The organism is Streptomyces sp. NPDC055103 (assembly GCF_053607625.1).
In genome coordinates this window covers 22,736-49,633 of record NZ_JBSGTX010000066.1, presented here as the reverse complement: position 1 = coordinate 49,633, position 26,898 = coordinate 22,736, and the positions used below count along the sequence as shown (strand labels likewise).

The 26,898-nt window shown below is 71.4% G+C and carries 19 protein-coding genes and 2 pseudogenes; 12 read left to right on the top strand and 9 right to left on the bottom strand.

The window, feature by feature from the left end; translation table 11 throughout:
* The 3 genes from ACWFR1_RS31765 to ACWFR1_RS31755 form a co-directional block, all read right to left on the bottom strand.
* On the bottom strand, positions 1-2,107 hold a 2,107-nt coding region (locus ACWFR1_RS31765; RefSeq protein ID WP_453557316.1), incomplete at its 3' end, for a heavy metal translocating P-type ATPase.
* Between the two features lie 234 nt (positions 2,108-2,341).
* On the bottom strand, positions 2,342-3,049 hold the full coding sequence (locus ACWFR1_RS31760; protein ID WP_453557314.1) for a helix-turn-helix domain-containing protein: 708 nt from the start codon (positions 3,047-3,049) through the stop codon (positions 2,342-2,344).
* On the bottom strand, positions 3,049-3,948 hold the full coding sequence (locus tag ACWFR1_RS31755; protein WP_453557312.1) for a universal stress protein: 900 nt from the start codon (positions 3,946-3,948) through the stop codon (positions 3,049-3,051). Before ACWFR1_RS31755 ends, ACWFR1_RS31760 begins: the two co-directional genes overlap by 1 nt.
* A 371-nt stretch (positions 3,949-4,319) precedes the next feature.
* Here ACWFR1_RS31755 and ACWFR1_RS31750 point away from each other — a divergent pair, with 371 nt between their 5' ends.
* Positions 4,320-4,919 carry a CBS domain-containing protein gene (locus ACWFR1_RS31750; RefSeq protein WP_453557310.1) on the top strand — a complete coding sequence of 200 codons (600 nt, stop codon included), beginning with the start codon at positions 4,320-4,322 and terminating at the stop codon, positions 4,917-4,919.
* Between the two features lie 43 nt (positions 4,920-4,962).
* Here ACWFR1_RS31750 and ACWFR1_RS31745 read toward each other — a convergent pair.
* Positions 4,963-5,142 (bottom strand): annotated as a pseudogene (locus ACWFR1_RS31745) (DUF1918 domain-containing protein); the annotation flags it as partial.
* Between the two features lie 247 nt (positions 5,143-5,389).
* On the opposite strand from ACWFR1_RS31745, the gene ACWFR1_RS31740 reads away from it, so the two are divergent.
* The 8 genes from ACWFR1_RS31740 to ACWFR1_RS31705 are packed head-to-tail and all read left to right on the top strand — an operon-like array spanning position 5,390 to position 13,130.
* Complete coding sequence (locus ACWFR1_RS31740) at positions 5,390-6,067, top strand: CBS domain-containing protein (protein ID WP_453557308.1); 678 nt, start codon at positions 5,390-5,392, stop codon at positions 6,065-6,067.
* Positions 6,064-7,866 carry an acetate--CoA ligase gene (acsA, locus tag ACWFR1_RS31735; protein WP_453557306.1) on the top strand — a complete coding sequence of 601 codons (1,803 nt, stop codon included), beginning with the start codon at positions 6,064-6,066 and terminating at the stop codon, positions 7,864-7,866. The genes ACWFR1_RS31740 and acsA overlap by 4 nt, the downstream gene beginning before the upstream one ends.
* Entirely contained in the window at positions 7,866-8,930 is a 1,065-nt protein-coding gene (gene pdhA, locus ACWFR1_RS31730) for a pyruvate dehydrogenase (acetyl-transferring) E1 component subunit alpha (RefSeq protein WP_453557304.1), read from the top strand. Before acsA ends, pdhA begins: the two co-directional genes overlap by 1 nt.
* Positions 8,927-9,937 carry an alpha-ketoacid dehydrogenase subunit beta gene (locus tag ACWFR1_RS31725; protein WP_453557302.1) on the top strand — a complete coding sequence of 337 codons (1,011 nt, stop codon included), beginning with the start codon at positions 8,927-8,929 and terminating at the stop codon, positions 9,935-9,937. Before pdhA ends, ACWFR1_RS31725 begins: the two co-directional genes overlap by 4 nt.
* A gap of 1 nt (position 9,938) precedes the next feature.
* Positions 9,939-11,333, top strand: a complete 1,395-nt coding sequence (locus ACWFR1_RS31720) for a dihydrolipoamide acetyltransferase family protein (protein WP_453557300.1) — start codon at positions 9,939-9,941, stop codon at positions 11,331-11,333.
* Positions 11,330-11,599 carry a phosphopantetheine-binding protein gene (locus ACWFR1_RS31715; protein WP_453557298.1) on the top strand — a complete coding sequence of 90 codons (270 nt, stop codon included), beginning with the start codon at positions 11,330-11,332 and terminating at the stop codon, positions 11,597-11,599. The genes ACWFR1_RS31720 and ACWFR1_RS31715 overlap by 4 nt, the downstream gene beginning before the upstream one ends.
* Positions 11,599-12,279, top strand: a complete 681-nt coding sequence (locus ACWFR1_RS31710; RefSeq protein ID WP_453557296.1) for a CBS domain-containing protein — start codon at positions 11,599-11,601, stop codon at positions 12,277-12,279. The genes ACWFR1_RS31715 and ACWFR1_RS31710 overlap by 1 nt, the downstream gene beginning before the upstream one ends.
* Positions 12,276-13,130, top strand: a complete 855-nt coding sequence (locus tag ACWFR1_RS31705) for a universal stress protein (protein ID WP_453557294.1) — start codon at positions 12,276-12,278, stop codon at positions 13,128-13,130. Before ACWFR1_RS31710 ends, ACWFR1_RS31705 begins: the two co-directional genes overlap by 4 nt.
* Positions 13,131-13,140: 10 nt before the next feature.
* On the opposite strand, the gene fdhF is transcribed toward ACWFR1_RS31705, so the two are convergent.
* The 3 genes from fdhF to ACWFR1_RS31690 all read right to left on the bottom strand — a co-directional run bounded on the left by fdhF (position 13,141) and on the right by ACWFR1_RS31690 (position 17,836).
* Entirely contained in the window at positions 13,141-15,834 is a 2,694-nt protein-coding gene (fdhF, locus tag ACWFR1_RS31700; RefSeq protein WP_453557292.1) for a formate dehydrogenase subunit alpha, read from the bottom strand.
* Positions 15,831-17,489, bottom strand: coding sequence for an NAD(P)H-dependent oxidoreductase subunit E (locus ACWFR1_RS31695; protein ID WP_453557290.1), 1,659 nt, complete (start codon positions 17,487-17,489; stop codon positions 15,831-15,833). Before ACWFR1_RS31695 ends, fdhF begins: the two co-directional genes overlap by 4 nt.
* 89 nt (positions 17,490-17,578) lie before the next feature.
* On the bottom strand, positions 17,579-17,836 hold the full coding sequence (locus tag ACWFR1_RS31690) for an SHOCT domain-containing protein (RefSeq protein ID WP_453557320.1): 258 nt from the start codon (positions 17,834-17,836) through the stop codon (positions 17,579-17,581).
* 300 nt (positions 17,837-18,136) lie between these two features.
* Between ACWFR1_RS31690 and ACWFR1_RS31685 the strand changes: the two genes are divergently transcribed.
* The 3 genes from ACWFR1_RS31685 to ACWFR1_RS31675 all read left to right on the top strand — a co-directional run bounded on the left by ACWFR1_RS31685 (position 18,137) and on the right by ACWFR1_RS31675 (position 23,095).
* On the top strand, positions 18,137-19,297 hold the full coding sequence (locus ACWFR1_RS31685; RefSeq protein WP_453557288.1) for an MFS transporter: 1,161 nt from the start codon (positions 18,137-18,139) through the stop codon (positions 19,295-19,297).
* A 112-nt stretch (positions 19,298-19,409) separates the two neighbouring features.
* Positions 19,410-20,156: an ABC transporter ATP-binding protein gene (locus tag ACWFR1_RS31680; protein ID WP_453557286.1), complete on the top strand. Its 747-nt coding sequence runs from the start codon at positions 19,410-19,412 to the stop codon at positions 20,154-20,156.
* Positions 20,157-20,158: 2 nt separating this feature from the next.
* Complete coding sequence (locus ACWFR1_RS31675; protein ID WP_453557284.1) at positions 20,159-23,095, top strand: ABC transporter permease; 2,937 nt, start codon at positions 20,159-20,161, stop codon at positions 23,093-23,095.
* 151 nt (positions 23,096-23,246) lie between these two features.
* On the opposite strand, the pseudogene ppk2 reads toward ACWFR1_RS31675, so the two are convergent.
* Positions 23,247-23,998 (bottom strand): annotated as a pseudogene (gene ppk2 / locus ACWFR1_RS31670) (polyphosphate kinase 2).
* A 169-nt stretch (positions 23,999-24,167) separates the two neighbouring features.
* Complete coding sequence (locus ACWFR1_RS31665) at positions 24,168-26,528, bottom strand: alpha-amylase family glycosyl hydrolase (RefSeq protein WP_453557282.1); 2,361 nt, start codon at positions 26,526-26,528, stop codon at positions 24,168-24,170.
* Positions 26,529-26,898 lie beyond the last annotated feature (370 nt).

The window sequence follows — 26,898 nt, the reverse complement described above, 5'->3', positions numbered from 1 at the left end:
TGGCGACGGTCCGGCCCTCGGCCTGGAGTCGGCGGATCTCATCGGTCTTGTGCTCGGGCAGTACCTCGGCCAGGACCCGGGGGATGCCGACCTGAGCGGCGATGGCGGCGGCGGTGCGGGCGTTGTCGCCGGTGAGCATGACGACCTCGGCGTCCAGCTGTCGCAAGGCCGCGATGGCCTGGGCGGAGTCGTTCTTGACGGTGTCGGCGACGGCGAGCACCCCGGCGGGGCGGCCGTCGACAGCGGCGAGGACGGGCGTCTTGCCCTCGGCCGCGAGGTCCGCGGCGACGGCGTCGAGAGGGGAGGTGTCGACGCCGGTGTCGTGGAGGAAGCGGGCGGTACCGACCATGACGGACGTGCCGTTCACGGTGGCGCGGACGCCCTTTCCGGTGATGGATTCGAAGCTGGTCGCGGTCGGCGGCCGAAGGCCACGGTCGCGGGCGCCGGAGACGATGGCCTGGGCGAGGGGGTGTTCGCTGTCGGTCTCGGCGGCGGCGACCAGCCGCAGGAGTTCGACTTCGTCTGCTCCTGCGGCGGGGCGGATGTCGGTGAGGACCGGCTTGCCGATGGTGACCGTGCCGGTCTTGTCCAGGACGATGGTGTCGAGTTCGTGGGCGGTTTCCAGGGCTTCGGCGGAGCGGATGAGGATGCCCGCCTGCGCGCCCTTGCCGGTGCCGACCATGACCGAGAGCGGGGTGGCCAGGCCGAGGGCGCAGGGACAGGCGATGATGAGGACGGCGACGGCGGAGACGAGGGCGAGGGTGAGCGCCGGCGCGGGTCCGATCGTGTACCAGAGTGCGAACGTCGCTATCGCGATGGCGATGACGGCGGGGACGAAGTAGGCGGAGATCGCGTCGGCGAGGCGCTGGATCGGCGCCTTGGACGCCTGGGCCTGCCGCACCAGCCGGATGATCTGGGCGAGCATGGTGTCCGCGCCGACCTTGGCCGCGCGCACCCGCAGGGAACCGGTGGTGTTGACGGTGGCGCCGATGACACCGTCGCCCGCGCGCTTGGTGACCGGCATCGGTTCGCCCGTCACCATCGACTCGTCCACGGCGGACGAGCCCGACAGGACTTCGGCGTCGACCGGGATCTTCTCCCCGGGGCGGATGACGATCTCGTCCCCGACGACCACCTCCTCGACGGGTATCGCGGTCTCGGTGCCGCCGCGTAGGACGCGTGCGGTGCGGGCCTGCAGGCCGATGAGTGCGCGGATGGCCTCGCCCGTGCCGGCCTTGGCGCGGGCCTCCAGAAGACGGCCCAGCAGGATGAGCGTCAGGATGACGCCGACCGCTTCGAAGTACACCTCTCGTACGTCCTCGGGGAGCAGCCCGGGAGCGAGGGTGACGAGCAGGCTGAACCCGTAGGCGGCGCTCGTGCCCAGAGTGATCAGGGAGTTCATGTCCGCCGACCGGTGGCGCAGAGCCAGCCAGCCGATGAAGTGCACGGGCCAGCCGGTGTAGAGCATCACCGGCGTGATCAGTGCGAGCTGGACCCAGTGGTTCAGCATCCAGCCAGGCACCCAGTCGGCGCCGAACAGCTCGTGCGCCATGACGGCGAACAGCACCGGCGCGGTGAGCACGGCACCCACGACGACTCGGCGGGTCAGGTCCTTGATCTCCGCCTGGCGCTCGGCGATGTCGGCCGCCTCGGCGTCCTCGGCCGACGTCTCCCCCGCGCTCGGCGCCGCTTCTCCGCCGGACACCGCGCCCGGTTCCGGTGCTCCGCCGTCGGCGGGTTCGACGACGAGGGTCCCGTGGATCATGTTCATGCCGCAGGCGAACCCGTAGGTGCCGGGCCGGTCAGGGCTCAGCCGCACGGTCGTGCGGGTGTGGGCGGGTAGGCCGGCCCCGACCCTGAGATCGGGGAACACGACGCGGGAAGTGCATTCGCCGGCCTCCTGCCGGTCGAAGACCATCTCGACCGGCGTGCCCTGGCGGACCTTGATCAGGTTCGGGCTGTAGCCGCCCCGCACGGTCACGTCGACCCGCTGCACGCCGTCCTCCACGCGCACCGTGCCGGCCTTGCGCGGGCCGAAGAAGTACCGGCCCAACACGGCGATGAGGCCGACGGCAACCACGACGACGATCACGTCCGCGACAGGCATGGCCACTCGCCTCCTCGCACGCCCTGCACATCCAGCCTCCCGCGCAGCATCCACGTCGGCCACCTCTGCCGGGCGAGGCCTGAACGCCGTCGGCCGGCGCGCCGCCCGACGCGGCACTTCGGCTCCTCCCATGCACCAGCGCGGCGGGGCCGAGACCCGGATCTCCCCGGGCAGGCCTCAGGAGCGCGCCCAGAAGTGGCTGCATGACCGGCGTGGTCCGGTCGGAGGAACCGTCTAGTCAGCGGGTACGGGCGGCGCGCCGGGCGCGCCGGGCACCTGGATGCGCCGCCCGGTCACTCGGCGCGGTGAGAGGGTCACCACGGTGTCCCGCCCGTCCCCGGCCCACGGTTCCGAGTGGACGGCATCCTTGATCCTCCGTACAAAGATCTCGTCCGACACCGTTCGCGCCGGACCCACAAGGAGCACGCTCCAGCCCTGGCTGAAGGCCTCGTCCAGGTGGTCCTCCTCGAAGGCGACCTCCGCGCCGGACGCAGAGGCGCGTGCGAGGGGCGAGTCCTCAGCGGTCATGAAGACGATGTCCCCGTCGACGACCTGGTAGTTCACGGGGATCACCATCAGCCCGTCCCGTCCTTCGAGCGCGATCCGACCGACGCCGTGACCGTCGAGCAGCTCCCAGCACTCGGCCTCGCCGATGTCCTCCATCCGGGCCCGATCCCCGGCGCGGGCTCCTCCGGGCGCGAGGTCCGCCGTGTACCCGGTGAGATCCTGGACCGTGGTCTCCAGAGCGTCCGCAAGCCGGACCAGGAACTCGATCCCTGGCGTGGCCACGCGCTCCTCCACGTAAGCGATGTAGCCGGGCGTCGAGCCGGCCCGTTCGGCCACGTCCTCCCACGACAGGCCGAGTCGGGTGCGCCTGGATGCGACGCGGCGGCCGAGGTCGCTCGTGGCGTGCGAAGGATGCGGGTCACCGGCCGTGTTCATCACCGGTCTCCTTCCGTGGCTTCCGGACGCCGCTGCGGAACGACAGCGACCGGACACGAGGCGTGGTGCAGGGCGCGGTGGGCGACCCTGCCGAGCTCCAGGCCGACGAGCCCGTCCCGGCGCCTGGCGCCGACGACCAGCAGGTCGGCGGAGGCTGAGCGCTCGGTCAGTATCTTGTGGGCGTGGCCCTCGACCGAGCTCCTGCGCAGGCGCACCTGGGGGTGCTCGGACGCAGCGGCCTCAAGGGCCTTGTCGAGCAGTTCGGAAGCCCCTTCCGTGAAGTAGGCCGCCCCGGCGCGCCTCATCAGCAGGTGGTCGGCCGGTCCATGGGCCTGCCGTCGCCAGGTGCGGACGACGTCGAGTTCCGCGTCCCGGACGGCCGCCTCACGGAAGGCGAACCGCACGGCCGGCGAATCCAGGTCGTGCTCGCCGACGCCGAGCAGGACGCGCCCGTGGCGTGCTTCCAGGGCCTGCCGGTCCCCACGGGCGACGACGACCGGGCAGTGGGCTCGGGCGGCCACGACGAGGCCGACGGATCCGAGCAGAAGGTCGGCGAACTCGCCGCGCCCGCGTGCCCCGACGACGAGGATCGTGCCCTCCCGCCCCTCCTTGAGCAGCGCGCTGGACGCGTCCTCGGCGAGGACGTCCGTGGTCAGGGGGAGGTCGGGTGCCCGGCGCCGGGCGCGTTCGGCCGCGGTGCCGACGATGTTCTCGGCGAGGACCTGGCCCGAGGGCCGGTCCGTGGTCCAGGCCGGCACGACTCCCTCGTACCGTTCCCACAGGGAGGCATGGACGATGCGCAGGGGAAGCCCGTGCCGTACCGCTTCGTCGACGGCCCAGTCCAAGGCCGTGAGACTGGCATCGGACCCGTCGACCCCTACCACCAGAGGCGATTCCATCGTGCCCACCGCCTTTCCGGGTCGTGTGGTGGTCTGCTGTCACGCTCGCACCGGACGGAAGTGACCGCATAGGGCCGGTCGGTCCCGGGCGCGGCCCGCCCGGACCGGGCGTGGTGACGCCGCGGGGGCACGACGGGAGGAGGGGCCCATCCGCTTCTCGCGGATCCTGATCGCGCGGTGCGCGGCTCGAAGCCGCTTCCCCGCGTCCCTCCGGCGGGCCCCCTCCTCACTTTCAGGAAAGCATCGGCAGACGGTCCGTGCCAGTGCTGCCCGGGTCCCGACGTGCCCCTTTCGGCCCTTGTCGTCCGCCGCCCTGAGGCGACACCCTCGGAGCAACAGGACTCGGGGCGCCGGAGTACCGGAGGCCGGTCATGAAGCACCCACGTGACGTCGACGACGTGATGACCCACGCGGTGGTCTCCGCCAGGCTCGACGCACCGGTCAAGGAGATCGTCCGGTCCATGCGGCGCTGGGGAGTGAGCGCAGTCCCCGTGCTGTCGGCCGAGGGACGAGTGGTCGGTGTGGTGTCCGAGGCGGACGTGCTCGGCAAGGTTCCGGGAGAGGCCCGGGACGACGCGGGACCGGTGACGGCGGGCAGCCTGATGTCGGCTCCGCCCGTCACGGTTCCGCGCGGTGCCACGATCGCCGGGGCCGCGCGGCTGATGGCGCGCGGCCACCTCAAGCGGCTTCCCGTGGTGGACGAGGACGGCCGTCCGGTCGGTGTCGTCAGCCGGGGCGACCTGCTCAAGATCTACCTTCGCTCCGACGCCGAACTCGCCGAGGACGTGCGCCATGAGCTCCTCACGCATCTGATCCCCGAAGGTGACGCGTCGCTGACCGTACGGGTCGAGGATGGCGCGGTGAAGCTCGCCGGACGCCTGCCGGAGTCCGTTACTGCGGCTCTGGCCCTGCGCCTGACCCGGTCGGTGCCTGGCGTGGTGGCTGCGACGGCGGAGTTCACGACCGCTTAGCGGCCTTCACGGGTCCGGCCTCTCTCGTGCCGTGCGGCGGAAAGTGCTGGACACGCGCGTCCGGGCCCGGAAACACCTCGGTGACCCTGCCCGTGTCCGACCATCGGACATCGAAGGGCGGAGTGCCGTCCGGATGGTGGAGCCCGACGATCTCACCGTCACGCCCCTCGTCCCCGACCGTGGCACCACCCACGATCAGCCGGTCACCGACGCGAGCCCACAACCCGGCGCGGGGCTTCTCCTGGCCTTGTCGTGCTCCGGTCGCGGTCATGGTTCTCGCCTCCCGGTACGAGCGCCCGGCCTCGGTCCTCCCGAGACGGGCTCTCTCGCCTTCTCCACCGTGCGTCCCGGCCGGCCGGCCGCCATAGGGGCCGAAAGTCCCCGAAGGGGACCATTCGGCACTGCCCCGGGTGGGCTTCGCGCAGCAGAGTGAGAACTGGGGCGGCCGCGTCCCGTGAAGGAGGACCGTCATGCAGCACCGCACGGTTTTCGAGGTGATGACCCACGACGTGGTCACCGCAGCCCCAGAGACCCCGTTCAAGGAGATCGCCCGGCTCTTCGCCGAACACGATGTCTCGGCGGTCCCGGTCGTCGACGCCGACCGACGCCTGCTCGGTGTGGTCTCGGAGGCCGACCTGCTGCGTTCCACCGCCGAGCTCCCCGACCTGGAGGGCCGTTGGGCGGGCGTCCGGCTGCTGTCCCAGGAGCGAGGGCTGCCCGATGGGGAGACGGCCGCCCAGCTGATGACCTCGCCGGCCGTCACGGCACAGGCGAACTGGAATCTCGTCGAGACGGCCCGGACGATGCAGCGCAAGGCTGTGAAGAGACTGCCCGTGACCGACGAGACCGGTCGACTCGTCGGGATCATCAGCCGAAGCGACCTGCTGCGGCCCTTCCTGCGCAGTGACACCGCGATCCGTGACGAGATCGAGCACGACGTCCTGGCCGACACTCTGCGCCTGGCCCCCGACACGATCCGCGTGGGCGTCGACGACGGAGTCGTCAGGCTGACGGGGCGGGTCGCCGAGCGGGCCGACATCCGCGTGATCGTGCGGCTCTGCCGTTCGGTCGACGGTGTCGTCGCCCTGCACGAATCGATCGAGTACACCTACGACAACCTCGCGCTCGACGTGGAGCCACCGCGATGAACGCCCTGCGGGTGACGCCGGTCATGCCCGAATACGACAGCGCCCGGGCCGTCTTCTCCTGGCGATGGGAGCGGTCCCGGCTCGCCGGGCTGCCGGACGGCGGCATCAACATCGGGTACGAGGCGGTCGACCGGCACCTGCACGAGGGCCACGGCGAACAGGTCGCGTTGCGCTGCATCGCCCGCGACGGATCCGTCCGGACGGTCAGCTTCGCCGCGCTCGCAGCCGAGAGCTCCCGCTTCGCGCACGTTCTGGAGACGCTCGGACTGGAACGCGGCGAGCGGGTGTTCACCCTCCTCGGCCGCCGGTCTGAGCTGTACAGCACCGTCCTCGGCACGCTGCGGGCCGGCCGAGTCGTGTGTCCCCTGTTCAGCGCCTTCGGGCCCGAACCCGTCGCACTGCGCATGAAGCTGGGAAACGCCCGGGCGCTGGTCACGACCCGGGAGCTGTACGAACGCAAGGTGGCCCCGGTACGGTCCCGTCTTCCGCACCTGCGGCACGTCCTGCTTCTCGACCCCGGGGCCGACCCGCCCCCCGACACCCTGTCCTTCCCCGCCCTCACAGCCTCCGCGCCGGACACGTACACAGTAGGCCCGACCGATCCGGCGGAGCCGGCGCTGCTGCACTTCACCAGCGGCACGACAGGCACCCCCAAGGGCGCGGTACACGTACACGAGGCCGTCCTCGCCCATCACGTCACCGCCGCCTACGCACTGGACCTGCACGAGGGCGACGTCTTCTGGTGCACCGCCGACCCCGGCTGGGTCACCGGCATGTCGTACGGCATCATCGCCCCGCTCACCCACGGGGTGACGACCGTCGTCGACGAAGGGGACTTCGCCCCGGAGCGCTGGTACCGAATCCTCGCCGACCAGCACGTCACCGTCTGGTACACGGCGCCCACCGCGCTCCGCATGCTCATGCGGGCCGCACCACGCGGCGGCGAGCCGACGCCCGCCGCGCGGCACGACCTCTCGTCGCTCCGGTTCGTCGCGAGCGTCGGAGAGCCACTGAACCCCGAGGCCGTGCACTGGGGCCGGGAGGCTCTCGGGCTTCCGGTCCACGACACGTGGTGGCAGACCGAGACCGGTGCCATCATGATCGCCAACTTCCCGGCCGATCCCGTGCGGCCCGGTTCGATGGGCCGACCGATTCCCGGCGTCGAGGCCGCCGTCCTGGCATGCGGCGAGGACGGCCGGGCCGGGATCACCAACGGGCGGGTCCACGTCCTCCAGGAACCGGGCGCCCAAGGCGAGCTCGCCCTGCGGGCGGGCTGGCCGTCGATGTTCCGGGCCTACCTGCACGAGCCGCACCGTTACGAGGCGTGCTTCGCCGACGGTTGGTACCTGACCGGCGACCTCGTCAGCCGCGACACCGGCGGCTGGTACTGGTTCGTGGGCCGCGCCGACGACGTCATCAAGTCCGCGGGGCACCTCATCGGGCCGTTCGAGGTGGAGAGCGCGCTCATGGAGCATCCGGCCGTCGCCGAGGCCGGTGTCATCGGACGCCCTGACCCGCTGGCCGGCGCGATAGTCAAGGCGTTCGTGCTGCCGCGCCCCGAGTATCCGCCCGACACCGAACTACGGCGCGACGTCCTGGCATTCGCCCGCCGGCGCCTCGGCCCTGCCGTCGCCCCCCGGGAGATCGAGTTCGTCGAGGATCTGCCCCACACCCGCAGTGGAAAGGTGATGCGCCGCCTGCTGCGGGCCCGCGAACTGGGCCTGCCCGAGGGCGACGTGTCGACGCTGGAGACACCCGGACCGGCCGGGACGGCCGAGCTCTCCGAGAAGGAGCCGTGATGGCCACCGCCCACGGCGGTACGTCCGCCGGAACACCGAAGGCGAAGCGCCCCCGTCGCACACAGGGGCCCGCGACGCCCTCCCGCACACCTGCGACGGCCCACGACCTGGACCTGCTGCGGCGGATGCTGCTCATCCGGCGGTTCGAGGAACGGTGCGTCGAGCTGTACAGCGCGGCGGCGATCCGGGGCTTCGTCCACCTCTACATCGGCGAGGAGGCGGTGGCGGTCGGCGTCCACCAGGCTCTCGACGAGCGGGACGCGGTCGTCTCCACGTACCGCGAGCACGGCCACGCCCTGGCCCGTGGGATACCGCCCGAGGCCGTGATGGCGGAGATGTACGGGAAGACCACCGGGTGCAGCCACGGCCGCGGCGGGTCCATGCACCTCTTCGACGCCGATCGCCGCTTCTACGGCGGCAACGCGATCGTGGGCGGCGGACTGCCGCTCGCGGCGGGCCTGGCGCTCGCCGACCGGTTGCGCGGCGAGCCCCGGGTCACCTGCTGCTTCTTCGGTGACGGGGCCTTCGCCGAGGGCGAGTTCCACGAGACCGCCAATCTGGCGGCGCTCTGGGGACTGCCCGTGCTCTTCGTCTGCGAGAACAACCTGTACGCGATGGGGACGGCCCTCGCCCGCGAACACGCCCAGACGGACCTGGCGATGCGGGCGGCGTCGTACGGCATGGCGGCCTGGGCCGTCGACGGCATGGACGTGCACGCCGTGGAGAAGGCGGCGCGCGGGGCGGTCGAGTCCATGCGCGCCGGCAGCGGGCCGCACTTCCTGGAGATGCGGACGTACCGGTTCCGCGCGCACTCGATGTACGACCCGGACCGGTACCGGCCGAAGGACGAGGTCGAGGAGTGGAAGCGGCACGACCCCGTCACCGGTCTCGCCGAGGGCATGCGTACGGCCGGCCTCCTCGACACCGCCGCGCTGGACGATCTGGAGCGCCAGGTCGCCGAGGAGATCGACCACGCCGTCCGGGCGGCCGAACAGGCTCCCGAGGAGCCGGCCGAGGATCTGCTGCTGCATGTCACCGGCCGACACGAGGAGGCTCAGGCATGAGCACGCGTACGCGACCCCGGGCCCATCCCGACGACGACACCGTCACCTACAGGGAGGCCCTGCGCGAGGGACTGCGCGAGGCCCTGGCCTCGGACGACCGGGTGTTCCTGATGGGTGAGGACGTGGGCCGCTACGGCGGCTGCTTCGGGGTGAGCCTGGGCCTGCTGGAGGAGTTCGGCCCGGAGCGGGTCCGGGACACGCCCTTGTCGGAATCCGCGTTCGTCGGAGCCGGCATCGGCGCCGCGCTGGCCGGACTGAGGCCGGTCGTGGAGATCATGACGGTCAACTTCAGCCTGCTGGCCCTCGACCAGATCCTCAACAACGCCGCCACCCTGCGGCACATGTCCGGCGGACAGCTCGGTGTGCCGCTGGTGATCCGCATGACGACCGGCGCGGGACGGCAGTTGGCCGCCCAGCACTCCCACAGCCTCGAAGGCTGGTACGCGCACATCCCCGGCCTCCGCGTCCTGGCTCCGGCCACGGTCGACGACGCCCGCCACATGCTGTCCGCCGCGCTGGCCGACCCTGATCCGGTGATGTTCTTCGAGCACGGCAGCCTCTACAACGCGTCCGGAACGCTCGACCCGGCGGTCCATCAGGTCGACCTGGACCGCGCGGCCGTCCGCCGCGAGGGCACCGACGTCACGGTCGTCGCGTACGGTGGTTGCGTGTCCAAGGCCCTCGAAGCCGCGGAGGAACTGGCAGGCGAGGGGATCAGCGCGGAGGTCGTCGACCTGCGCACGCTGAGGCCCCTGGACGACGCCACGTTCGTCGGCTCGGTCCGGCGGACCCACCGGGCCGTCGTGGTCGACGAGGGCTGGCGCAGCGGCAGTCTGTCCGCCGAGATCGAGTCCCGCATCTGCGAGCAGGCGTTCTTCGAACTCGACGCGCCCGTCGAGCGGGTGTGCAGCGCGGAGGTCCCCATCCCCTACGCCCGTCAGCTGGAGGATGCGGCACTCCCCCAGCCGGCCGGGATCGCGGCGGCGGCGCGTCGGGTGGTGAGCTGACATGGCCGAGTTCACGATGCCCTCCCTCGGCGCCGACATGGACGAGGGCACGCTCTCCCAGTGGCTGGTGCATCCCGGTGACCGGGTGGCGCGCGGCGACATCATCGCGGTCGTCGAGACCGCCAAGTCCACGATCGAGGTGGAGTGCTTCGAGAGCGGTACGGTCGACACCCTCCTCATCGACGAGGGCACCACCGTGCCAGTGGGCACCCCGCTGGCACGCATCGGCACGACCACCGAAAGCAGACCCACCCCAGACCGGCCCCCGTCGACGCCACTGGTCCGCCGACTCGCCCAGGACCGGCACGTCGACCTCGCCACCGTCCACGGTTCGGGCCCGGGAGGCAGGATCACCCGCACGGACGTGGAGCATGCGGAACCGGAACCTGCACGAGCCCCGGAACACGGCAAGACCGCCGGCCCGGCAGAGTCCACTCGCACCGCGACCGGGCGACAGTCGGCCACGGAGCCGGAGCGACGGAAGCGGAGCGATTCCCGGCCCGGAGCGAAGACCGCGCCGACGACACGGCTGCCGAGGCCGATGCGCAGCGACGACTCGCCCGGGGAGCGTCAGGCTCCGCAACTCGTGAGGTCCTCACCGCTCGCGCGGCGGCTGGCCACGGAACTCGGCGTCGACATCGCCGAGGTGACCGGCACGGGTCGGAGCGGCACCGTCCGTGCCGAGGACGTTCGTTCCGCTGCGGCAGCCGAGGGCGCATCGCGGCCGGCCGCCCCGAATGCGGCACAGGCGGCGACCGCCCGGCTCATGAGCCGATCCAAGCGGGAAATACCGCACTTCTACCTCTCCACGACCGTGGACATGGCAGCGGCCCTGGAGTGGATGCGCTCCCGCAACCGCGAACTGCCTTTGTCCGCCCGTCTGGTGCCCGCCGCACTCATGCTCAAGGCCGTCGCGCTGGCAGCGCGGAAGGTGCCCGAGCTCAACGGGCACTGGGTCGACGACGGCTTCGTCCCGGCGGAGGACGTACGCCTGGGCGTCGCCGTCTCCCTGCGGGGTGGTGGCCTTGCCGCCCCGGCCCTCGCCCACGCGGACACGCTCTCCGTGGCCGAGATGATGGCCGCGCTCAAGGACCTGGTGGCGCGGGCACGGGGCGGACGGCTCCGGGCGTCCGAGACCGCCGACCCCAGTCTCACCGTCACGAACCTCGGCGACCAGGGTGTCGAGGCCGTGTTCGGCGTCGTCTACCCGCCGCAGGTCGCGCTCGTCGGCCTCGGCCGGATCGTCGAACGGCCGGTGGCCGTGAACGGTCTGCTGGGAGTACGTCCCGTGGTGACGGCCACGCTGTCCGCCGACCACCGAGCCGCCGACGGCGCCACCGGCGCGCGCCTCCTCACCACCATGGACAAGCTCCTGCAACAACCGGAGGAACTGTGAACCGCGACCAGGCGAAGGAGTTCGTCCGGCAAGCCGTGCAGCGTGTCGTCCCCGACGCCGACTTCACCGGGCTCGATCCCGGCGTGTCCCTGCGGGACGCGTTCGAGCTGGATTCGCTGGACTTCCTCGAGTTCGTCGAAGCCCTCGCCGAACTCGGCGGCACGGAACTCACCGAGGACGACTATCCGGCCCTCGACACCTGGGACGGCTGCGCCGCTCGCCTGGCGGCGGAGGCACGTGCGTCCGCACAGGAAAGGAGCGGATGATGCGTCACCGCAGGATCAGCGAGCTGATGACCCGTGAGGTGGTGAGCGTCCGCGGCGACGCCCCGTTCAAGGAGATCGTCCGCACGCTCTCGCAGCACAGGGTGACCGCCGTTCCCGTAGTGGACGGCGAGGGCCGGGTGGTCGGGGTCGTGTCAGAAGGCGATCTCCTGCGCAAGGCCGCCGATCAGGCCGCCGCACCGAGTGGCCTGCCGGCCGTTCCGGACCTGGAGGCGTGGGAGCGGGCGAAGGCCGAGGGGACGCGGGCCGAGGAGTTGATGTCCGCACCCGCCGTGTGCGCCCGCACCGAGTGGACCGTGGCGGAGACGGCGCGACTGATGGAGGTCCAGGGGGTGAAACGGCTCGTCGTCGTCGACGGCGACGACCGGCTGGTGGGCATCGTGAGCCGCCGTGACCTGTTGGCCATCTTCCTCCGCGAGGACGACGACATCCGACGGGAGATCGTCGAGGACGTGCTCGGCGACACACTGCGCCTCGAACCGGCCGCCCTCGCCGTCGACGTGCACGACGGGCGGGTGGAGCTCAGCGGGAGGCTGCCCTTCAGGGGCATGATCCCGGCGATCGAGCGCATGTGCGCCACGGTGGACGGCGTGATCTCGGTGTCCTGCACCCGTCTCACGTACGACGTCGACGACACGGGACGAGGAGGTGGACGATCATGACGCGGAGCATCGTGGTCGGCCTGGACGGCACGGAACAAGCGACGGCAGCCGCGGAGTGGGCCGCCGAGGAGGCGCTGCTGCGCGGCACGGACGTGCATCTGGTGCACGCGAAGGAACCGGTGCCGGAGTCCGCTCTGTCGCTCGTGGAGTGGGAATCCGAGGAGCCGTGGGCCAGGGAGATGATGGCGCGCACCGCCGGTGAACTGCGTGAGCGCCATCCCGGCCTGAGGGTGACGTCACAGCTTCTGTCCTCAGGGCCCGTGCCGGGTCTCGTCGCCGCGGCCGAGGACAGCGATCTGCTGGTCCTCGGCTCGCGGGCGCTCGGCAGCGTGGCCGGATACCTGCTCGGCTCGGTCGGCCTGACAGTCGCCGGTGTCGTCGAGCGTCCCGTCGTACTCGTACGGGCCGTCAGCGGCAGCACTCCACGGGAACCCGTCGTGGTCGGGGCGGACGTCCGGCAGCCCGTGGACTCCGTGCTGGGCTTCGCCTTCGAGGAAGCCGCGCGACGGCACACCCAGGTCCTCGTCGTGTACGTGCAGCAGCTCCCGCTGCATGCGGGAATGGGGCCCGCGATGGTCCCGGACTTCAGGCTCTCCATGGTGCCGGAGATCAAGCGGTCGGTGGAGGACATGCTGGATCCGTGGCGGGCGAAGTATCCCGACGTCGAGGCGGTCGCCCGCGTGGCGGTCGGATCGGCCGGACTCGAACTGGTGGCGGCCGCCCGGGAGGCCTCCCTCGTGGTGGTGGGCCGGCGTACCCGCCATGCGACGCTCGGCGCGCACATCGGCAGCGTGGCCCACGCCGTCCTGCACCACAGCCCGGTGCCCGTGGCCCTCGTTCCCCACGACTGATCGGTGCCGGTCAGTTCCCGGGCTCCGTCGGACGCAGCCGTACCGCCGTGACCTTGTACTCCGGACACGAGGTCACGGTGTCGGCGTGCTCCGAGGTGAGGGAGTTGACGCCACTGGCCGGGAAGTGGAACGCGCAGAAGACCTGCCCGGGAGCGAGCTCCATCCCTACGCGGGCGACGAGTCGCGCCTGTCCGTGACGGCTCTCGACGGTGACCGGAGTGCCGTCCCGCACACCGAACCGCGCGGCGTCCGCCGGATGCAGGTCCAGGCGGTCGTACGCGTCGAGAAGAAGGTTGCCGCCTCGCCGGGTCATGCTCCCGGAGTTGTAGTGGGCCCATCGGCGCCCGGTGACGAGCACCAGCGGATAGTCCTGGTCCGGTTCTTCGCCGGGTGGCAGATAGGGGGCCGCCGACAGATGGGCGCGCCCGTCAGGAGTGGCGAACTCGTCGGCGTACAGAGTCCTTTCGCCCGGCCGGTCCGGCTCGGGGCAGGGCCAGGGCACGGCCGCCTCCCGGTCGAGCCGCTCGTGTGAGAGGCCCGCGAAGAGAGGTGTCACACGTCCGCACTCGGCCAGGGCCGCCGCTGGGGTGGGGCAGCCCAGGTCGGCACCGAGGGCATCGGCGACGGCGTGCACGACCTCGAAGTCGGAGCGTGCCGTGCCCGGCGGTTTCACCGCCGGCCGTACGCGCTGGAAGCGGCGGTCGAAGTTGACGAAGGTCCCGTCCTTCTCCAGCCAGGAGGCCACGGGCAGGACGACGTCGGCATGGTGGGCGGTCTCGCCGAGGAAGAGCTCGTTGACGACGACCAGCGGGCAGGCGTCGAGGGCCTCGGCCACGCGCCGGCTGTCGGGGTCGGTCGCGCACACGTCCTCGCCGATGATCCACAGTGCCCGCAGGCGGCCTTCCCGGGCCGCTGCGAACATCTCGGGGATGCGCAACCCTGGTTCCGGTGGGACCGGTCGGCCCCACACCAACTCGGCGCGGGCGCGGGCCTCGGGGTCGGTGACCCGGCCGTAGCCGGGGAGCAGATCGGGCAGGGCACCCATGTCGGAGGCTCCCTGGACGTTGTTCTGGCCGCGCAGGGGGCTGATGCCGAACCCGCGGCCGGTGCCTCCGACGGCTCCGCGCAGGATGGGGAGGTTCGCCAGGGTCCGGACACCGTCGGTGCCGTGCAGGTGCTCGGTGACCCCGAGCCCGTACAGGACGGCCGGACGTTCGGCACGGCCGTAGAGTCGGGCGGCTCTCCTGATGTCGTCGGCAGGGACTCCGGTGATCTCGGCGACCCGCTCGGGCGGGTAGTCGGCCAGCAGGTCGGCGAGTTCGTCCAGTCCGGTGGCACGGTCGCGGAGGAAGCCGGCATCGGTCAGGCCTTCGTCGACGAGGACGTGGGCGAGGCCGTGGAAGAGGGCGACGTTCGTACCGGGGCGCGGACGCAGGTGCACGTCGGCATGACGGGCGAGGCCCACGGCACGGGGGTCGGCCACGATCAGGGAGGCACCCGCGAGCGCCCGCTGGAGGAGGCGGGCGCCGACGACGGGGTGGGCTTCGACGGGATTGGCGCCGACGACCAGGAGGCAGTCGGCGGTCTCGACGTCGTCGAAGGGGTCGGTGCCGCCGGCGCGTCCGAAGGAGGCGGTGAGTCCGGCGGCGGAAGGGGCGTGGCAGAGGCGGGAGCAGTTGTCGACGTTGTTGGTGCCGATCGCGGTCCGCAGGAACTTCTGGACGAGGTAGTTCTCCTCGTTGGTGGCACGGGCGGAGGAGATCGCGGCGACCGAGTCGGGTCCGCCGTCGAGGACGGCCGCGCGCAGGCCGTCGGCGATCCGGGTCACCGCCTCCTCCCAGGTCGCCGGTCGTAGTTCGCCGCTCTCGCGGACGAGGGGCTCGGTGAGACGTTCGGCGGAGCCGAGGTATCCGTACGCGAAGCGGCCCTTGACACAGGCGTGGCCCCGGTTGACGGGCCCGTCCCGGGCGGGAAGCACGGCGGCGACACGGTCCTCGCGGACGACGACGTCGAGGGCGCAGCCGACTCCGCAGTAGCCGCAGGTGGTGCGTACGCGGTCATGGGGAGCCTGCCGTGAGGTGAGGCCCTGACCGGGGCCGGGCTGGGTGATCGCCCCCGTCGGACAGGTGTCGACGCAGCCGCCGCAGGACACGCAGTCGGAGCCGGCCCAGGGGCCGCCGGTTCCCGGGGCGACGACCGTGTCGGCACCGCGCCCGGTGAGGGTGAGCGCGAAGGTGCCCTGGACGTCCGCGCACATGCGGACGCAGCGCCCGCACGCGATGCACAGGTCGCGGTCGAGATGGACGTACGGGTGGCTCTCGTCCCGCCCGCGCACGGGATCACCGGCCGCCGTGCCCGCGGGGATCCCCAAGGTCCGGCACGCTTGAGCCAGTTCACTGTGCGCGCCGTCGTCGAGCGCGTGCGGTGGGAGCGCCGAGGCGATCAGGGCGACGGCGTCCCGGCGCAGGCTGCGCACGCCCTCGTCGGCGGTGTCGACGGTGAGCCCCGACGTGGCGGGCGTGACGCAGGCGGCGACCGTCCGCCCGTCGGCGCGGACCAGACAGGTCCGGCAGGAGCCGGCCGGCCGGAGTCGGTCGTCGTGACAGAGGGTGGGCAGTTCGGTTCCGGCGGCACGTACCGCGTCGAGCAGTGAGGCCCCGGCGGGCAGTTCGACCGGTACGCCGTCGACCTTGAGACGGGTCATCGGTCCCATCCCTCCAGGGGCGGCCCGTAAGCGCGGGCCAAGCTGCGGACGGCGGCGGGGACACGACGACCGAAGGCGCAGAGGCTCGCTTCGCCCATCAGCCGTGCCAGTTGCTGGTAGTACTCCCCCGGCCCGGCCCGGCGCTGCGCGAGTGCGAGCCCTCGCCGAGTGCCGATCCGGCAGGGCGAGCAGGCTCCGCAGCTCTCGTCGGCGGCGAACTCCCAGATGTGCCGGAGGAGTTCGTGCGGGTCGACGGTGGCGTCGAAGGCGACCATGCCGGCGTGCCCCAGGGCGGCGCCGTGCCCGGCGAGCGCTGCCGTGGTGAGGGGGACATCGAGGGCGGTCCCGGCGAGGAAGCCACCGAGGGGCCCGCCGATCTGGAGGGCGACGAGCTCGCGGCCGTCCTTGAGGCCACCGCCGAACCTGGTGACGATCTCTTCTACAGGAGAGCCGAGTTCGACCTCGTAGGCTCCGGGTCGGGCGAACCGTTCGGACAGGCAGACCAGTTTGGTACCGGTCTCGTGCGGAACCCCGCGTCGGGCGTAGGAGGCTCCGCCGTGGGCGACGATCCAGGGCACGGTAGCCAGGGTCTCCACGTTGTTGACCACCGTCGGCATGTCCCACAAGCCATGGTCCGTGGGGTAGGGAGGCCGGGGGCGTGCGCAGCCGCGAGCGCCTTCGAGGCGGGCGATGAGCGCGGTCTCCTCGCCCGCGACATAGGAACCGGCTCCTTCGACGATCTCGACGAACGGCAGCGGACCGGCTTCCTCCACCGAGGGCGCCAGGTCCCCCCTCTCCGTCGCACGCTCCACCTCTTGCCGGAGCCGGGCCATGGCTTTCGGGTACTCGGAGCGCACCAGGACGATCCCACGCCGGGCGCCGCAGGCGAAGCAGGCCAGGGCGAGTCCCGTGAGGACGCGACCCGGATCCTCCTCCATGAGCAACCGGTCGGCGTACGAGCCCGGGTCCCCCTCGTCCCCGTTGGCGACGACGACCGTGTCCGGCCTTCCCGCCGCCGCGGCCCACTTGTCGGCCACCGGGAAGCCGGCGCCGCCGCGCCCGCGCAGCCCTGAGACTACGATCTCCGCCCGTACGTCCTCGGGTCGCAGCCCGGCCACGGCCTCGCGCCACACGCCCCAGGCGGAGTGCCCTGCCACGATCCCGGCAAGCAGGACGGGCGCCCCGGTGGTGTCGGTCGCGGGGATGTCCGGTGCGTGTGGTTCCGCCCGCCCCTGGAGTTGGTCGGCCAGGTCCGGGCCCGTACGGGGAAGGGTGCCGTCGAGGGCGGCGGGACCCGCGTAGCAGTAGCCGAGGCAGTGCACGGTCTGCAACGAGGTCGAGCCCGTCTCGTCTGCCGTGCCCGCCACCACACCGAGAGCCCGCTCGACCTCCGCGAGATGCTCCCCGCCCCGCGCGGCGAAGCACGCCGTCGCGGTGCACACCCGCACGTGCCGCTCACCGCGTGGGGCGGCGAGATCGGCGAAGAAGGTGGCGGGGCCGAGCCCTGCGGCGGCCGGCAGTCCGGCTGCCTCCGCGACCTGGGGCGCCCATGCCCCGGGCCCTTCGGCGGTACTCGATCTGGCGCGCTCCAGCGCCGCCGGCAGCTGCCCCCGACGACCTCCGTGCCGTGCGGTCAGCTCACGGAGCGCATCCATCCGCCCGCCTGGCTCCCTAGGTATCCGACCGGCCATGATCCCAGAGTGACCGGCCACGCCCCCACGCGCATCCCGGCCGGTCACGGGGATCACGGTTCCGCGCTGCGGAGGGCGGTCAGGCGCCGGCGGTACTCCTCCTCGTCGATCTCGCCACGCGCCAGTCGCTCGCCGAGGATCTGCTCGGCCGACGTCGCGGGCCGAGACCCCGACGGCCGTTCCGCAGGGCGTGCCAGGGTGCGGAGGAGCATCACCGCGACGGTGATGAGAAGGCCCCAGAAAAGCACCATCCCGGCCGACATGGCGAACCATCCCCATCCGCTCATGCCGTCGCCGTACCAGAACATCATCGCCACTCACACTCCCGACGGTCGGGCCGGCAGGAACCGGACGCCCCTGCCTCCGGTCTGTCCGCCACCACCGTGCGCCGGCCCAGGACGCACAGCACAGGGCCGTCCGGTCCCTGGCAGGGGGCCGGACGGGCACGGAAGAGAACAAGGCGGCCCCTGGAGCCGGGAGCCAGACGGCCGGAGGGTGGAGAGTGGGGAACGAGCAGGGCTCACGCCGCCCACGAGGATCACCGCCGGGAGGCCACCATGGTCCGGAACTCGGGGATCCCGCCTGTCGGGGATGCGCCGCGACCGTGGCAGATGCTGCTCCTGGCCACCGTCGGGTTCACCCTCTGTTTCTGGGCATGGGCGCTGTTGGGCCCGCTCGGCCCACGGCTGCGGGACGACCTGGGCCTCAGTTCCTTCGAGCAGTCACTGGTGGTCGCCGTGCCCGTGGTGGTCGGCGCGCTCGGCCGGATCCCGGCGGGGGCGCTGACCGACCGCTGGGGAGCACGCCGGGTCTTCCCCCTCGTCGCGGCCCTGACGATCCTCCCCGTGCTGTACCTGGGTCACCTGGCCGACTCGTTGGCCGAGGTACTCGCAGGCGGCTTCCTCCTCGGGCTCGGAGGAACGGCCTTCGCCGTCGGCGTCCCCTTCGTCAACGCCTGGTATCCACCCGCACGGCGGGGCGTCGCTCTCGGCATCTTCGGGATCGGCACCGGCGGTACGGCCCTGTCGGCGTTCACCACCGTCCAGCTCGCCGACGCCGTCGGGCCTGCCTTCCCCTTCGATCTCGTGGCCGCCTGCCTCGCCGTGTACGCCGGGGTGGCCTGGTTCCTGCTCCGCGACAGGCCGGGGCGCGCGACGGCGCCGGGGTCGCTGTTCTCGCGCACGGCACTGGCCATGCGTACACCGGCCACCTGGCAGCTGGCGTTCCTGTACGCCGTCTCCTTCGGAGGATTCGTCGCGTTCAGCGTCTACCTGCCGACGTACCTCACCAGGGCTTATGAGCTCGGCCGCTCCGACGCGGCACTGAGGACCGCGGGATTCGTCGTCCTCGCTGTGGCCATGCGGCCGCTTGGTGGCTGGTTGTCGGACCGTATCCACCCCGTACCCGTGCTGACGATCTCGTACGGGCTCGTTGCGGTGTGCGCCCTGATCGCGGCGTTCGAGACGGACCTGGTCCCCCTGGGAACAGCGGCCTTCCTCGGCATGGCCGCCGGCCTTGGGGCCGGGTCCGGGGCTGTCTTCGCGCTCGTCGCCCGTCTGGTTCCGGCCGAGCGGGTCGGCTCGGTGACGGGAGTCGTCGGGGCGGCGGGCGGTCTCGGAGGCTTCTTCCCACCCCTCGTGATGGGAGCGGTCGACAGCGTCGCGCACGACTACACGTGGGGATTCGTCCTCCTCGCCGTCACCGCGACCGGCGCGGGAACCCTGGCCGCCACCGCTGTCCGGCGACGCGCCCGGGCGGCCGCAGACACCTGACCTCGGCTGCGAGACCGCTCATGCGGGCCTCGCGGTGACCCGGCGATTGGGCCGTTCGGCCCCGTTTCCGGGCCTGGGTGGCCGTAGCCGCCGGTTCCTTCCGGAGGTTGGTATGGAAGACATGAACGCCGACGCGGGACTCCTCGTCGCCACCGGGGTACGCAAGATCTACCGGACGGGCTCCGTGGAGGTCACGGCCCTGCTCGACCTGGATCTCGTCGTACGTCACGGGGAGATGGTGGCGGTCATGGGACCGTCCGGCTCCGGGAAGACCACGCTCCTGAACTGTCTGTCCGGGCTCGACGACATCGACGCCGGTCGGGTGGAGGTCGACGGCCACGACCTGTTCGCGATGTCGGACGCGGCGCGCACGGAGCACCGGGCGCACACCATGGGCTTCGTCTTCCAGGCGTTCAACCTCATCCCCGTGTTCTCCGCGGTGGAGAACGTCGAACTGCCCCTGCTCCTCGTGGGCACCCGGACGCGTGAAGCGCGTCGCAGGGCGCTGGACATGCTCGACCGGGTGGGCCTCGGCCACCGGGTCGAGCACCGGCCGAGCGAGATGTCCGGGGGTGAACAGCAGCGGGTGACCATCGCCCGCGCCCTCGCGGGACGCCCGGCCCTCGTGTGGGCGGACGAACCGACGGGCAACCTCGACAGCGCGATGGCCGAGCAGGTCATGGACCTGCTGTGCGAGCTCAACCGGGACGAGGGCCAGACGATCGTCCTGGTCACCCACGACAGCGCCATCGGCGCCCGCGTCCCCCGGCTCATCCGGATGCACGACGGGCAGCTGGTCGACGACGTCCGCCAGACCGTCACGGCCCGAGCCCCGATCCCCGACGCCCCCTTGGGCTGACCATGTACCCGAATCTGCTCATCCCACTGCTCGCCGCCTTGGCGCTCGCACTCGGGGCCCTGGTGCTGGTCGCCGTCCGGCAGCCGGTGTCACGGCGGCTGGCCTTCCGGCAGGTCGCCCGCCGTCGCACCGAGGCAGCGCTGGTGATCGGCGGCTCGATGCTCGGAACGGCGATCGTCATCGGGGCCCTGGTCGTCGGCGACACCCTGAACTTCTCCGTACGGCAGGAGGCGTACCGGACCCTGGGGCCCGTGGACGAGCGTGTGATTGCGCCTCCCGGCCCGACCGGGCGCGCCGTGACGGAACGGATGGCCTCCCTGGCGGGCGACCCCGACATCGACGGAGTGCTCAACGCCCAGGCCACCCAGGCATCGGCGGTCAGTGGTGCCGGCGACCGCGCGGTCGCCGAGCCACGCGTCCTCGCCTGGCAGATGGACTTCGACAAGGCGGTGCGGTTCGGAGCAGCGGGTGGGGACTCCGGGCTCGGCGGACCGAATCCGAAGCCCGGCCAGGTCGTGGTGAACGAGCCGCTGGCCCGCTCCCTGAGCGTGAAGGCGGGGGATCCGGTCACGCTGTACCTGTTCGGAGTGGCGGGGACGTACCGGGTCGAGCGTGTGGTGCCGGAGGAGGGCCTGGCCGGTGTGGGCCTGGGCGGCAGGCTGAACCGCGACGTGTTCCTGGCACCGGGGACCCTGGACGCCGCGGCCCGGTCCGCCGGTGTGGAGCCGTACTCGGTCACCTTCGTCTCCAACCGCGGCGGCGTCGAGAGCGGCGAGGCCCTGACCGACCAGGTGACAGCCGACATCCGGCAGGCGCTGGGCCCGCTCGCAGGGCAGACGGAGATCGAGACGCCGAAGCAGACGGTCCTGCGCGACGCCAGACAGGCCGGGGACTCCCTCGGCGCACTGTTCCTCATGATCGGCAGTTTCAGCATCATCGCGGGCGCGCTGCTCCTGGTGAACATCTTCGTGATGCTCGGCGAGGAGCGGAAGTCCCAGATGGGCATGGTGCGGGCCGTGGGGATGAAGCGCTCGCGGCTGGTCGGGTCCTTCACACTCGAAGGGGCGACCTACGCGTTGCTGTCCGCGCTGCCGGGCGTGGCCATCGGGCTCGCGGTCGGCTGGGGCGTCGCCGTGGTGGCCGCGCAGATCTTCCAGGGCTGGTCGGTCGGCGGAAGCAGCATCCGCATCGCGTTCGCCGTCACCCCCACGAGCGTCCTCAACGGACTGGCCATGGGCCTGCTCATCGCCTTCGCCGCCATCCTGGCCACCAGCGTGCGCATCAGCAGGTTCAACATCATCGCCGCGATACGCGACCTCCCCGCCACACCAGGACAGGGGCCACGCCGTCGGCTGCTCGCGGTCTCCAGCACCCTGGCCGTCCTGTGCGCGCTCGTGGCCGTCCCGGCCGTGGCACGCAGCCAGCCCGACGCGACGTATCTCATGCCGGCGCTCACGCTCGCCTTCGCCGCTCCAGCGCTCCGGCGGGTTCTCCCCCGTCACACGGTCACCACCCTGGTCGCGGGAGCCGTTCTCGCCTGGACGCTCCTGGCACCTGTCATACGCCCCCGGATCTTCGACACGCCCTCGATGTCCGTGTACATCATCCAGGGGGCCCTGGCCGCCTTCTCCGCGGTGGTACTCGTCAGCGACAACCAGAAAACGCTGCTGCGACCCGTACGACGGCTCCTCGAACGCCCGACGGAGGGCGGCCTGGCGGCGCGGCTCGCCGTCGCCTACCCGTTGGCCAAGCGGTTCAGGACCGGCGCGACGCTGGTGATGTACACCCTGATCGTGTTCGTCCTCGTCCTCCTGACAGAGATCTCGGGCATCATCCGCGCCGGCGTCGACGGAGTCGTCGCCGATGCCACCGCCGGGTACTCCCTGAGACTGGACTACAACCCGCAGGTCGCCGGCGACCGACTCCTTGCCGATCTCCGCGGCGGCCCGTCGGCCGCCGGGATCGCCGCCGTGACACCACTGCTCAACGCCTCAGGACGGGCCACCGATCCGGGACACCGCAGCCCCCGACCGCTGGACACCGCCGTCGTCGGCGTACCCGACGGAGCGATCACCGGCATCACGTTCCGGGAGCGCCTGCCCGGCCTGACCAACGACGCCGCGGTGTGGAAGGCCCTCGCCTCCGACCCCGGCTACGTCGTGCTCGACGGCTTCTTCGGCAGCACCGGCGGCCCGGCCGGCGACTACTACGACCCCGGGGACACACTCACCCTGACCGACCCCCGCACGGGCCGCAGCGAACAGAAGGTCATCGCCGGCGTGCTCAGCAACGGGCTGGTCTTCTACCCGGGCACCGGGGCCAGTTCGACCACCTACCCCGTGGTGTTGAGCGAGCGGGCGACGCGCGAGCTGTTCGGCACACAGGCCCAGAACGCCTCCGCCCTGGTGAGAACCGGCCCCGGAACCTCCCCCGACGCCCTGGCGACCCAACTGCAGGGCGAGCAGCTCTCGTCCAGCCTGGTCGCCACACCCATTGAGTCGGACATCCGTCAGCAGTTCGACTCCAGTACCGCCTTCTTCCGCCTCATGCAGGGCTTCCTCGCCCTCGGCCTCGGCGTGGGCATCACCGGCCTCGGCGTCGTCATGGTCCGAGCCGTACGCGAACGCCGCCGCACGATAGGCATCCTGCGGGCCCTCGGCTTCCGGGCACGGACCGTCCGACGGTCCTTCCTGTGGGAGAGCTCGTTCATCGCCGTGGAAGGAATCGTCCTCGGATCGCTGCTGGGCGTCCTCACCACCTGGCTGATGTACAGCAACAGTGCCGCATTCGAGGGCCTCGAAGGCGGATTCCCGGTCGAATGGACGAGTATCTGCGGTCTGGCGGGAGCCACCTTCGCCGCGTCGCTCCTCGCCACGATCGGGCCGGCGCGGCGCGCGGCCGCCATCCGCCCGGCACTCGCGGTACGAGTCACCGAATGACGAGCAGCTCCTGAACGCCCCTCCGAGCCACCCTGCGGTGGTGAAGCATCGTGATCACCAGGTTCGCTTCCCGGGGAACGGCCACCTCGTCATGCGTCCCCGTCCCAGGTGACAGGCGGGTCACCGGCACGCAGCTCACGGCCCGGCCGGCTCACAGGCCCGCGGCGCGGTCAGGAACATAGGACTGCAGATCACGCGGCGGGCGCACGTAGCCGGTGGACGCCGGCCGGGGCGGCAGCTCGAGAGGTGGCGGTGAGACATCGCTGTACGGAACGGAAGAGAGAAGGTGAGAGATCATGTTGATCCGCGCCCTGCGCTTGTCATCGCTCTCGACGACGTACCACGGCGCCTCCGTGATGTCCGTGTGGACCATCATTGCGTCCTTCGCCCGGGAGTACGCCTCCCAACGGGTGAGCGAGTGAAGATCCATCGGGGAGAGCTTCCAACGCCGTACCGGATCCTTCAGCCGCTGGCGGAATCGTTGCTCCTGCACGGCGTCACTCACTGAGAACCAGTACCCCGTCCTCGACCAGCATCCGCTCGAAGATCGGGCACTGATGAAGGAATCGCTGATGCTCCTCCTTCGTGCAGAATCCCATCACGTGCTCGACACCGGCCCGGTTGTACCAGCTCCGATCGAACAGCGCGATTTCACCCGCGGCGGGCAGACGGGCAATGTAGCGCTGAAAGTACCACTGAGTGCGCTCGCGCTCGGTGGGCTTGGGCAAGGCCACAATCCGAGCGACCCGGGGGTCCCTTGCCCGCCGCGTCCCTGCCTTCGAACACGACAACGAGCCGAGCGCCCTCCGCCTTGACCCACTCCTGGAGTTTGACCAGTTCCGTCTGCAGCCGGAGCAGCTCGCGCTCGTAGCGAGCCCGCGACAGCCCTTTCCGTTCCGACATACCGCCTCCACGCTTCGACAACGATGCCCATCGTCGACGCTACGCATACACCGCGGTAGCCGCCCCGTGATCCCCTTCCGGTCCGTGTCCGGTGTCGGCCCAGATCGCTCTGGTCCCACCGCAGCTCAGCAGCTTCGAGCAGCGGTGAGACCGGCCGGATGGTCCCGGGCTACTTGGCGATCAGGACGAGGGCGGCGCGGCCGTGCAGCCGGTAGACGGTTCCCGCGCCGCCGATCAGCGCCTCGCTGCCGGGCTGGGCGACCTGGTTCGCGCCTTCGGCCCAGTTGGCGGTATCGGTGACGCGGTACCAGTTCTTGCCCACGCCCGGTGACGGGAGGGTGAAGTCGACGTCGCCGGACCATCCGTTGTAGCCGACGTAGATCGCGCTGCTGGAGTCGCCGAGTTCGGTGCCGTCGTAGCGCCAGGCGAGGGCGTGGTTGTCGGGGTTTCCCCAGTAGGTGCCGTCGGGCGCACTGCCCGAGGGGGTGAACCAGTCCAGCTGGCCCATGCCGTTGCCGTTGCCGTCGGCGGCGCCGTAGAAGTTCGCCGGGCGCAGGGCCGGGTGGGCCTTGCGGAAGGCGATCACGCGCTGGGCATAGGTACGGAAGGTGGACTGGTCGCCGCTCCAGGCGGTGGTGAGCCAGTTGGCGGAGGAGTCGAGGTTGTAGGGGTTGTTGTTGCACTGGATCGAGCGCAGGTACTCGTCGCCGCCGGTCATCATCGGGACGCCGGCCGAGAGCATGAGCAGGGCGAAGCCGTTGCGGGCCGCCTTGCGCTGGTCGGCGGCATTACTCCCCTGGTCCCAGGAGATGTTGTAGTCCGATCCCCCGTCCGACGTCCCGTACGGCCAGGCCTGCCTGTTGTTCTTCCCGTTGCAGGAGTACAGGTCCTTGAGAGTGAAGCCGTCGTGCGCGACCACGAAGTTGACAGAGGCGGCGGGCTTGCGGCCGGCCGCCTGGTAAAGGTCGGAGGAGCCGGCCAGGCGGGTGGCCAGGTCGGTCGGAGTGACGTTTTCGCTGCCCATGGCGTTCTGGTCGCGGCGCAGGGTGTCGCGGTACTTGTCGTTCCACTCGGACCAGCCGGCGGGGAAGTTGCCGACCTGGTAGGTGCCGGCGCCCAGCGCCCAGGGTTCGGCGATCCAGTCCGTCCCGGTGCCGCCGCCCGCGGGGCGGCCGGGCATGGCCGCGGTGATCTGGTTGAGGGCGGTGTTCGGGTCGGTGCGGCTGTACTGGAAGCAGCCGTGCTGGCAGGTGTTGCCGAGGACGGGAGCCAGGTCGAAGCGGAAGCCGTCGACGCCGAGGGTGTCCTTCCAGTGGGCGAGGGAGTCGACGATGAGGTTGCGGGTCGTGGGGTTGTAGGTGTTGAGGTTGCCGTTGACCCCGGTGTTGTCCCAGGAAGCCTGCTTGTCGCTGGTGAGCGAGTAGTAGGTCGGGTTGTCCAGGCCACGCATGTTCAGCAGGCTGTAGGTGTTCTTGTCGCCCGCGTTCCACGGCCCGCCTTCGGCGGCGTGGTTGTACACCACGTCAGTGAAGACCTTGATCCCGGCGTCGTGGTAGGCCTTGACCATCTCCTTGAACTCGCGGGTGGGGCCGCCCGGGCTCTTGTCCGCGGCGTAACGGCGGTCGGGGGCAAAGAAGTTGATCGTCTCGTAGCCCCAGTAGTTGTCGCCGGCCGTGCCGGTCGCATCGACGTCGTTGGTGTCGTTCTGGGTCTCCTGCACGGGCAGGAACTCCACCGCCGTCACACCGAGCGCGGCCAGCGCCGACGCCTTCAGCGCCGCGCCCTTGTAGGTGCCCTGGGAGCCGGAGGGCACCGACGGGTCGTTCATGGTCAGGCCGCGGACCTGGACCTCGTAGACGATGTCGTCCTTCAGGGCCCGGGTCGGCTTGCTGCCGGTGGCGGTGGTGTCGTCAGCCAGCACAATGCCCTTGGGCGCCACCGAGCCGTTGTCCACGGCGCGGTACTGCGGACCGGTGCCATAGACGGACCTCGACGGGCCGCCCGGGGTGAACGGGTCGTGGCTGAGCTCCAGCGCGTACGGATCGGTCAGCAGCTTGTTCGGGTTGTACCGGTTACCGGCCGCGTCCACGTCGGAGATGAAACCGGCCGATGAGCCCTTCGTCCAGGTCGCGTCGTACGGCCAGTTCGGGCCCCAGGCGCGGTAGCCGTAGTAGACCGGGCCGGTGATGCCGTACTGGCCCTGGATCGTGGCCACCGGCACGGTCACCGACCAGACGTTCGTGGCGGAGTCCTTGGTGAGCGTGAGGCCCGCGGCCTCCTGGCTGCCCGACGCCGTCCGGTAGAGGTCGAGCTCGATGCGGGTGGCCGCCGAGGAGTGGATGCGGAACACGATGTTGGCGCCGGTCGCGTCGTAGTGGGCACCCAGCTGTCCGCCGGTGGCCGCCGCGGCCGGGGCGACGAGGGCGGCGGGTGCGCCGGGGCCGGCGAGGGTGGCGGACAGCACGGCCGCGGCGGCGAGGGCTGCGAGGCGGCGCCTTCTTCCCGGGCGGGCAGGGATGAACGAGGACAAGGCGGCTCCTGAAGGCGAGAAGGCAGGCAGGGGAGACCATCGACGCCGTCCCGACGCCGATGACTGAAAACTGTTGCTGAATCTTTCCGCAAGCTAGTGCAGCCATAGGGGGGCGTAAAGAGCTCGGACAGCAGGAGTTGAGGCACGGACGGTTTCCGCGAAGGCGGAGCGCGGACGCCCAGGTCGGCGGCGCTCGACCGGCCCGCGAGGTGCCCCTCTCTCGCCATGCACCGCGATCGACACGGCGGCCCCGCGGTTCCGCGGAATGGCTTCTGCGCCCGCCACCTCCACGGCGTCAGCGCATCAGGTTTGTAATACCGAACCACTCGGTTTAGATTTGAGTGCACACCAGGCGACTCCGTCGCGATGT

Excerpts from the sequence above, each read along its gene's own strand:
- ACWFR1_RS31680 (WP_453557286.1), top strand. The coding sequence starts at position 19,410 with ATGGAAGACATGAACGCCGACGCGGGACTCCTCGTCGCCACCGGGGTA.
- ACWFR1_RS31755 (WP_453557312.1), bottom strand. The coding sequence starts at position 3,948 with ATGGAATCGCCTCTGGTGGTAGGGGTCGACGGGTCCGATGCCAGTCTC.
- ACWFR1_RS31695 (WP_453557290.1), bottom strand. The coding sequence starts at position 17,489 with ATGGATGCGCTCCGTGAGCTGACCGCACGGCACGGAGGTCGTCGGGGG.
- ACWFR1_RS31710 (WP_453557296.1), top strand. The coding sequence starts at position 11,599 with ATGCGTCACCGCAGGATCAGCGAGCTGATGACCCGTGAGGTGGTGAGC.
- ACWFR1_RS31750 (WP_453557310.1), top strand. The coding sequence starts at position 4,320 with ATGAAGCACCCACGTGACGTCGACGACGTGATGACCCACGCGGTGGTC.
- fdhF (WP_453557292.1), bottom strand. The coding sequence starts at position 15,834 with ATGACCCGTCTCAAGGTCGACGGCGTACCGGTCGAACTGCCCGCCGGG.
- acsA (WP_453557306.1), top strand. The coding sequence starts at position 6,064 with ATGAACGCCCTGCGGGTGACGCCGGTCATGCCCGAATACGACAGCGCC.
- ACWFR1_RS31690 (WP_453557320.1), bottom strand. The coding sequence starts at position 17,836 with ATGATGTTCTGGTACGGCGACGGCATGAGCGGATGGGGATGGTTCGCC.
- ACWFR1_RS31720 (WP_453557300.1), top strand. The coding sequence starts at position 9,939 with ATGGCCGAGTTCACGATGCCCTCCCTCGGCGCCGACATGGACGAGGGC.
- ACWFR1_RS31725 (WP_453557302.1), top strand. The coding sequence starts at position 8,927 with ATGAGCACGCGTACGCGACCCCGGGCCCATCCCGACGACGACACCGTC.
- ACWFR1_RS31685 (WP_453557288.1), top strand. The coding sequence starts at position 18,137 with ATGCTGCTCCTGGCCACCGTCGGGTTCACCCTCTGTTTCTGGGCATGG.
- ACWFR1_RS31740 (WP_453557308.1), top strand. The coding sequence starts at position 5,390 with ATGCAGCACCGCACGGTTTTCGAGGTGATGACCCACGACGTGGTCACC.
- ACWFR1_RS31705 (WP_453557294.1), top strand. The coding sequence starts at position 12,276 with ATGACGCGGAGCATCGTGGTCGGCCTGGACGGCACGGAACAAGCGACG.
- ACWFR1_RS31675 (WP_453557284.1), top strand. The coding sequence starts at position 20,159 with ATGTACCCGAATCTGCTCATCCCACTGCTCGCCGCCTTGGCGCTCGCA.
- pdhA (WP_453557304.1), top strand. The coding sequence starts at position 7,866 with ATGGCCACCGCCCACGGCGGTACGTCCGCCGGAACACCGAAGGCGAAG.
- ACWFR1_RS31760 (WP_453557314.1), bottom strand. The coding sequence starts at position 3,049 with ATGAACACGGCCGGTGACCCGCATCCTTCGCACGCCACGAGCGACCTC.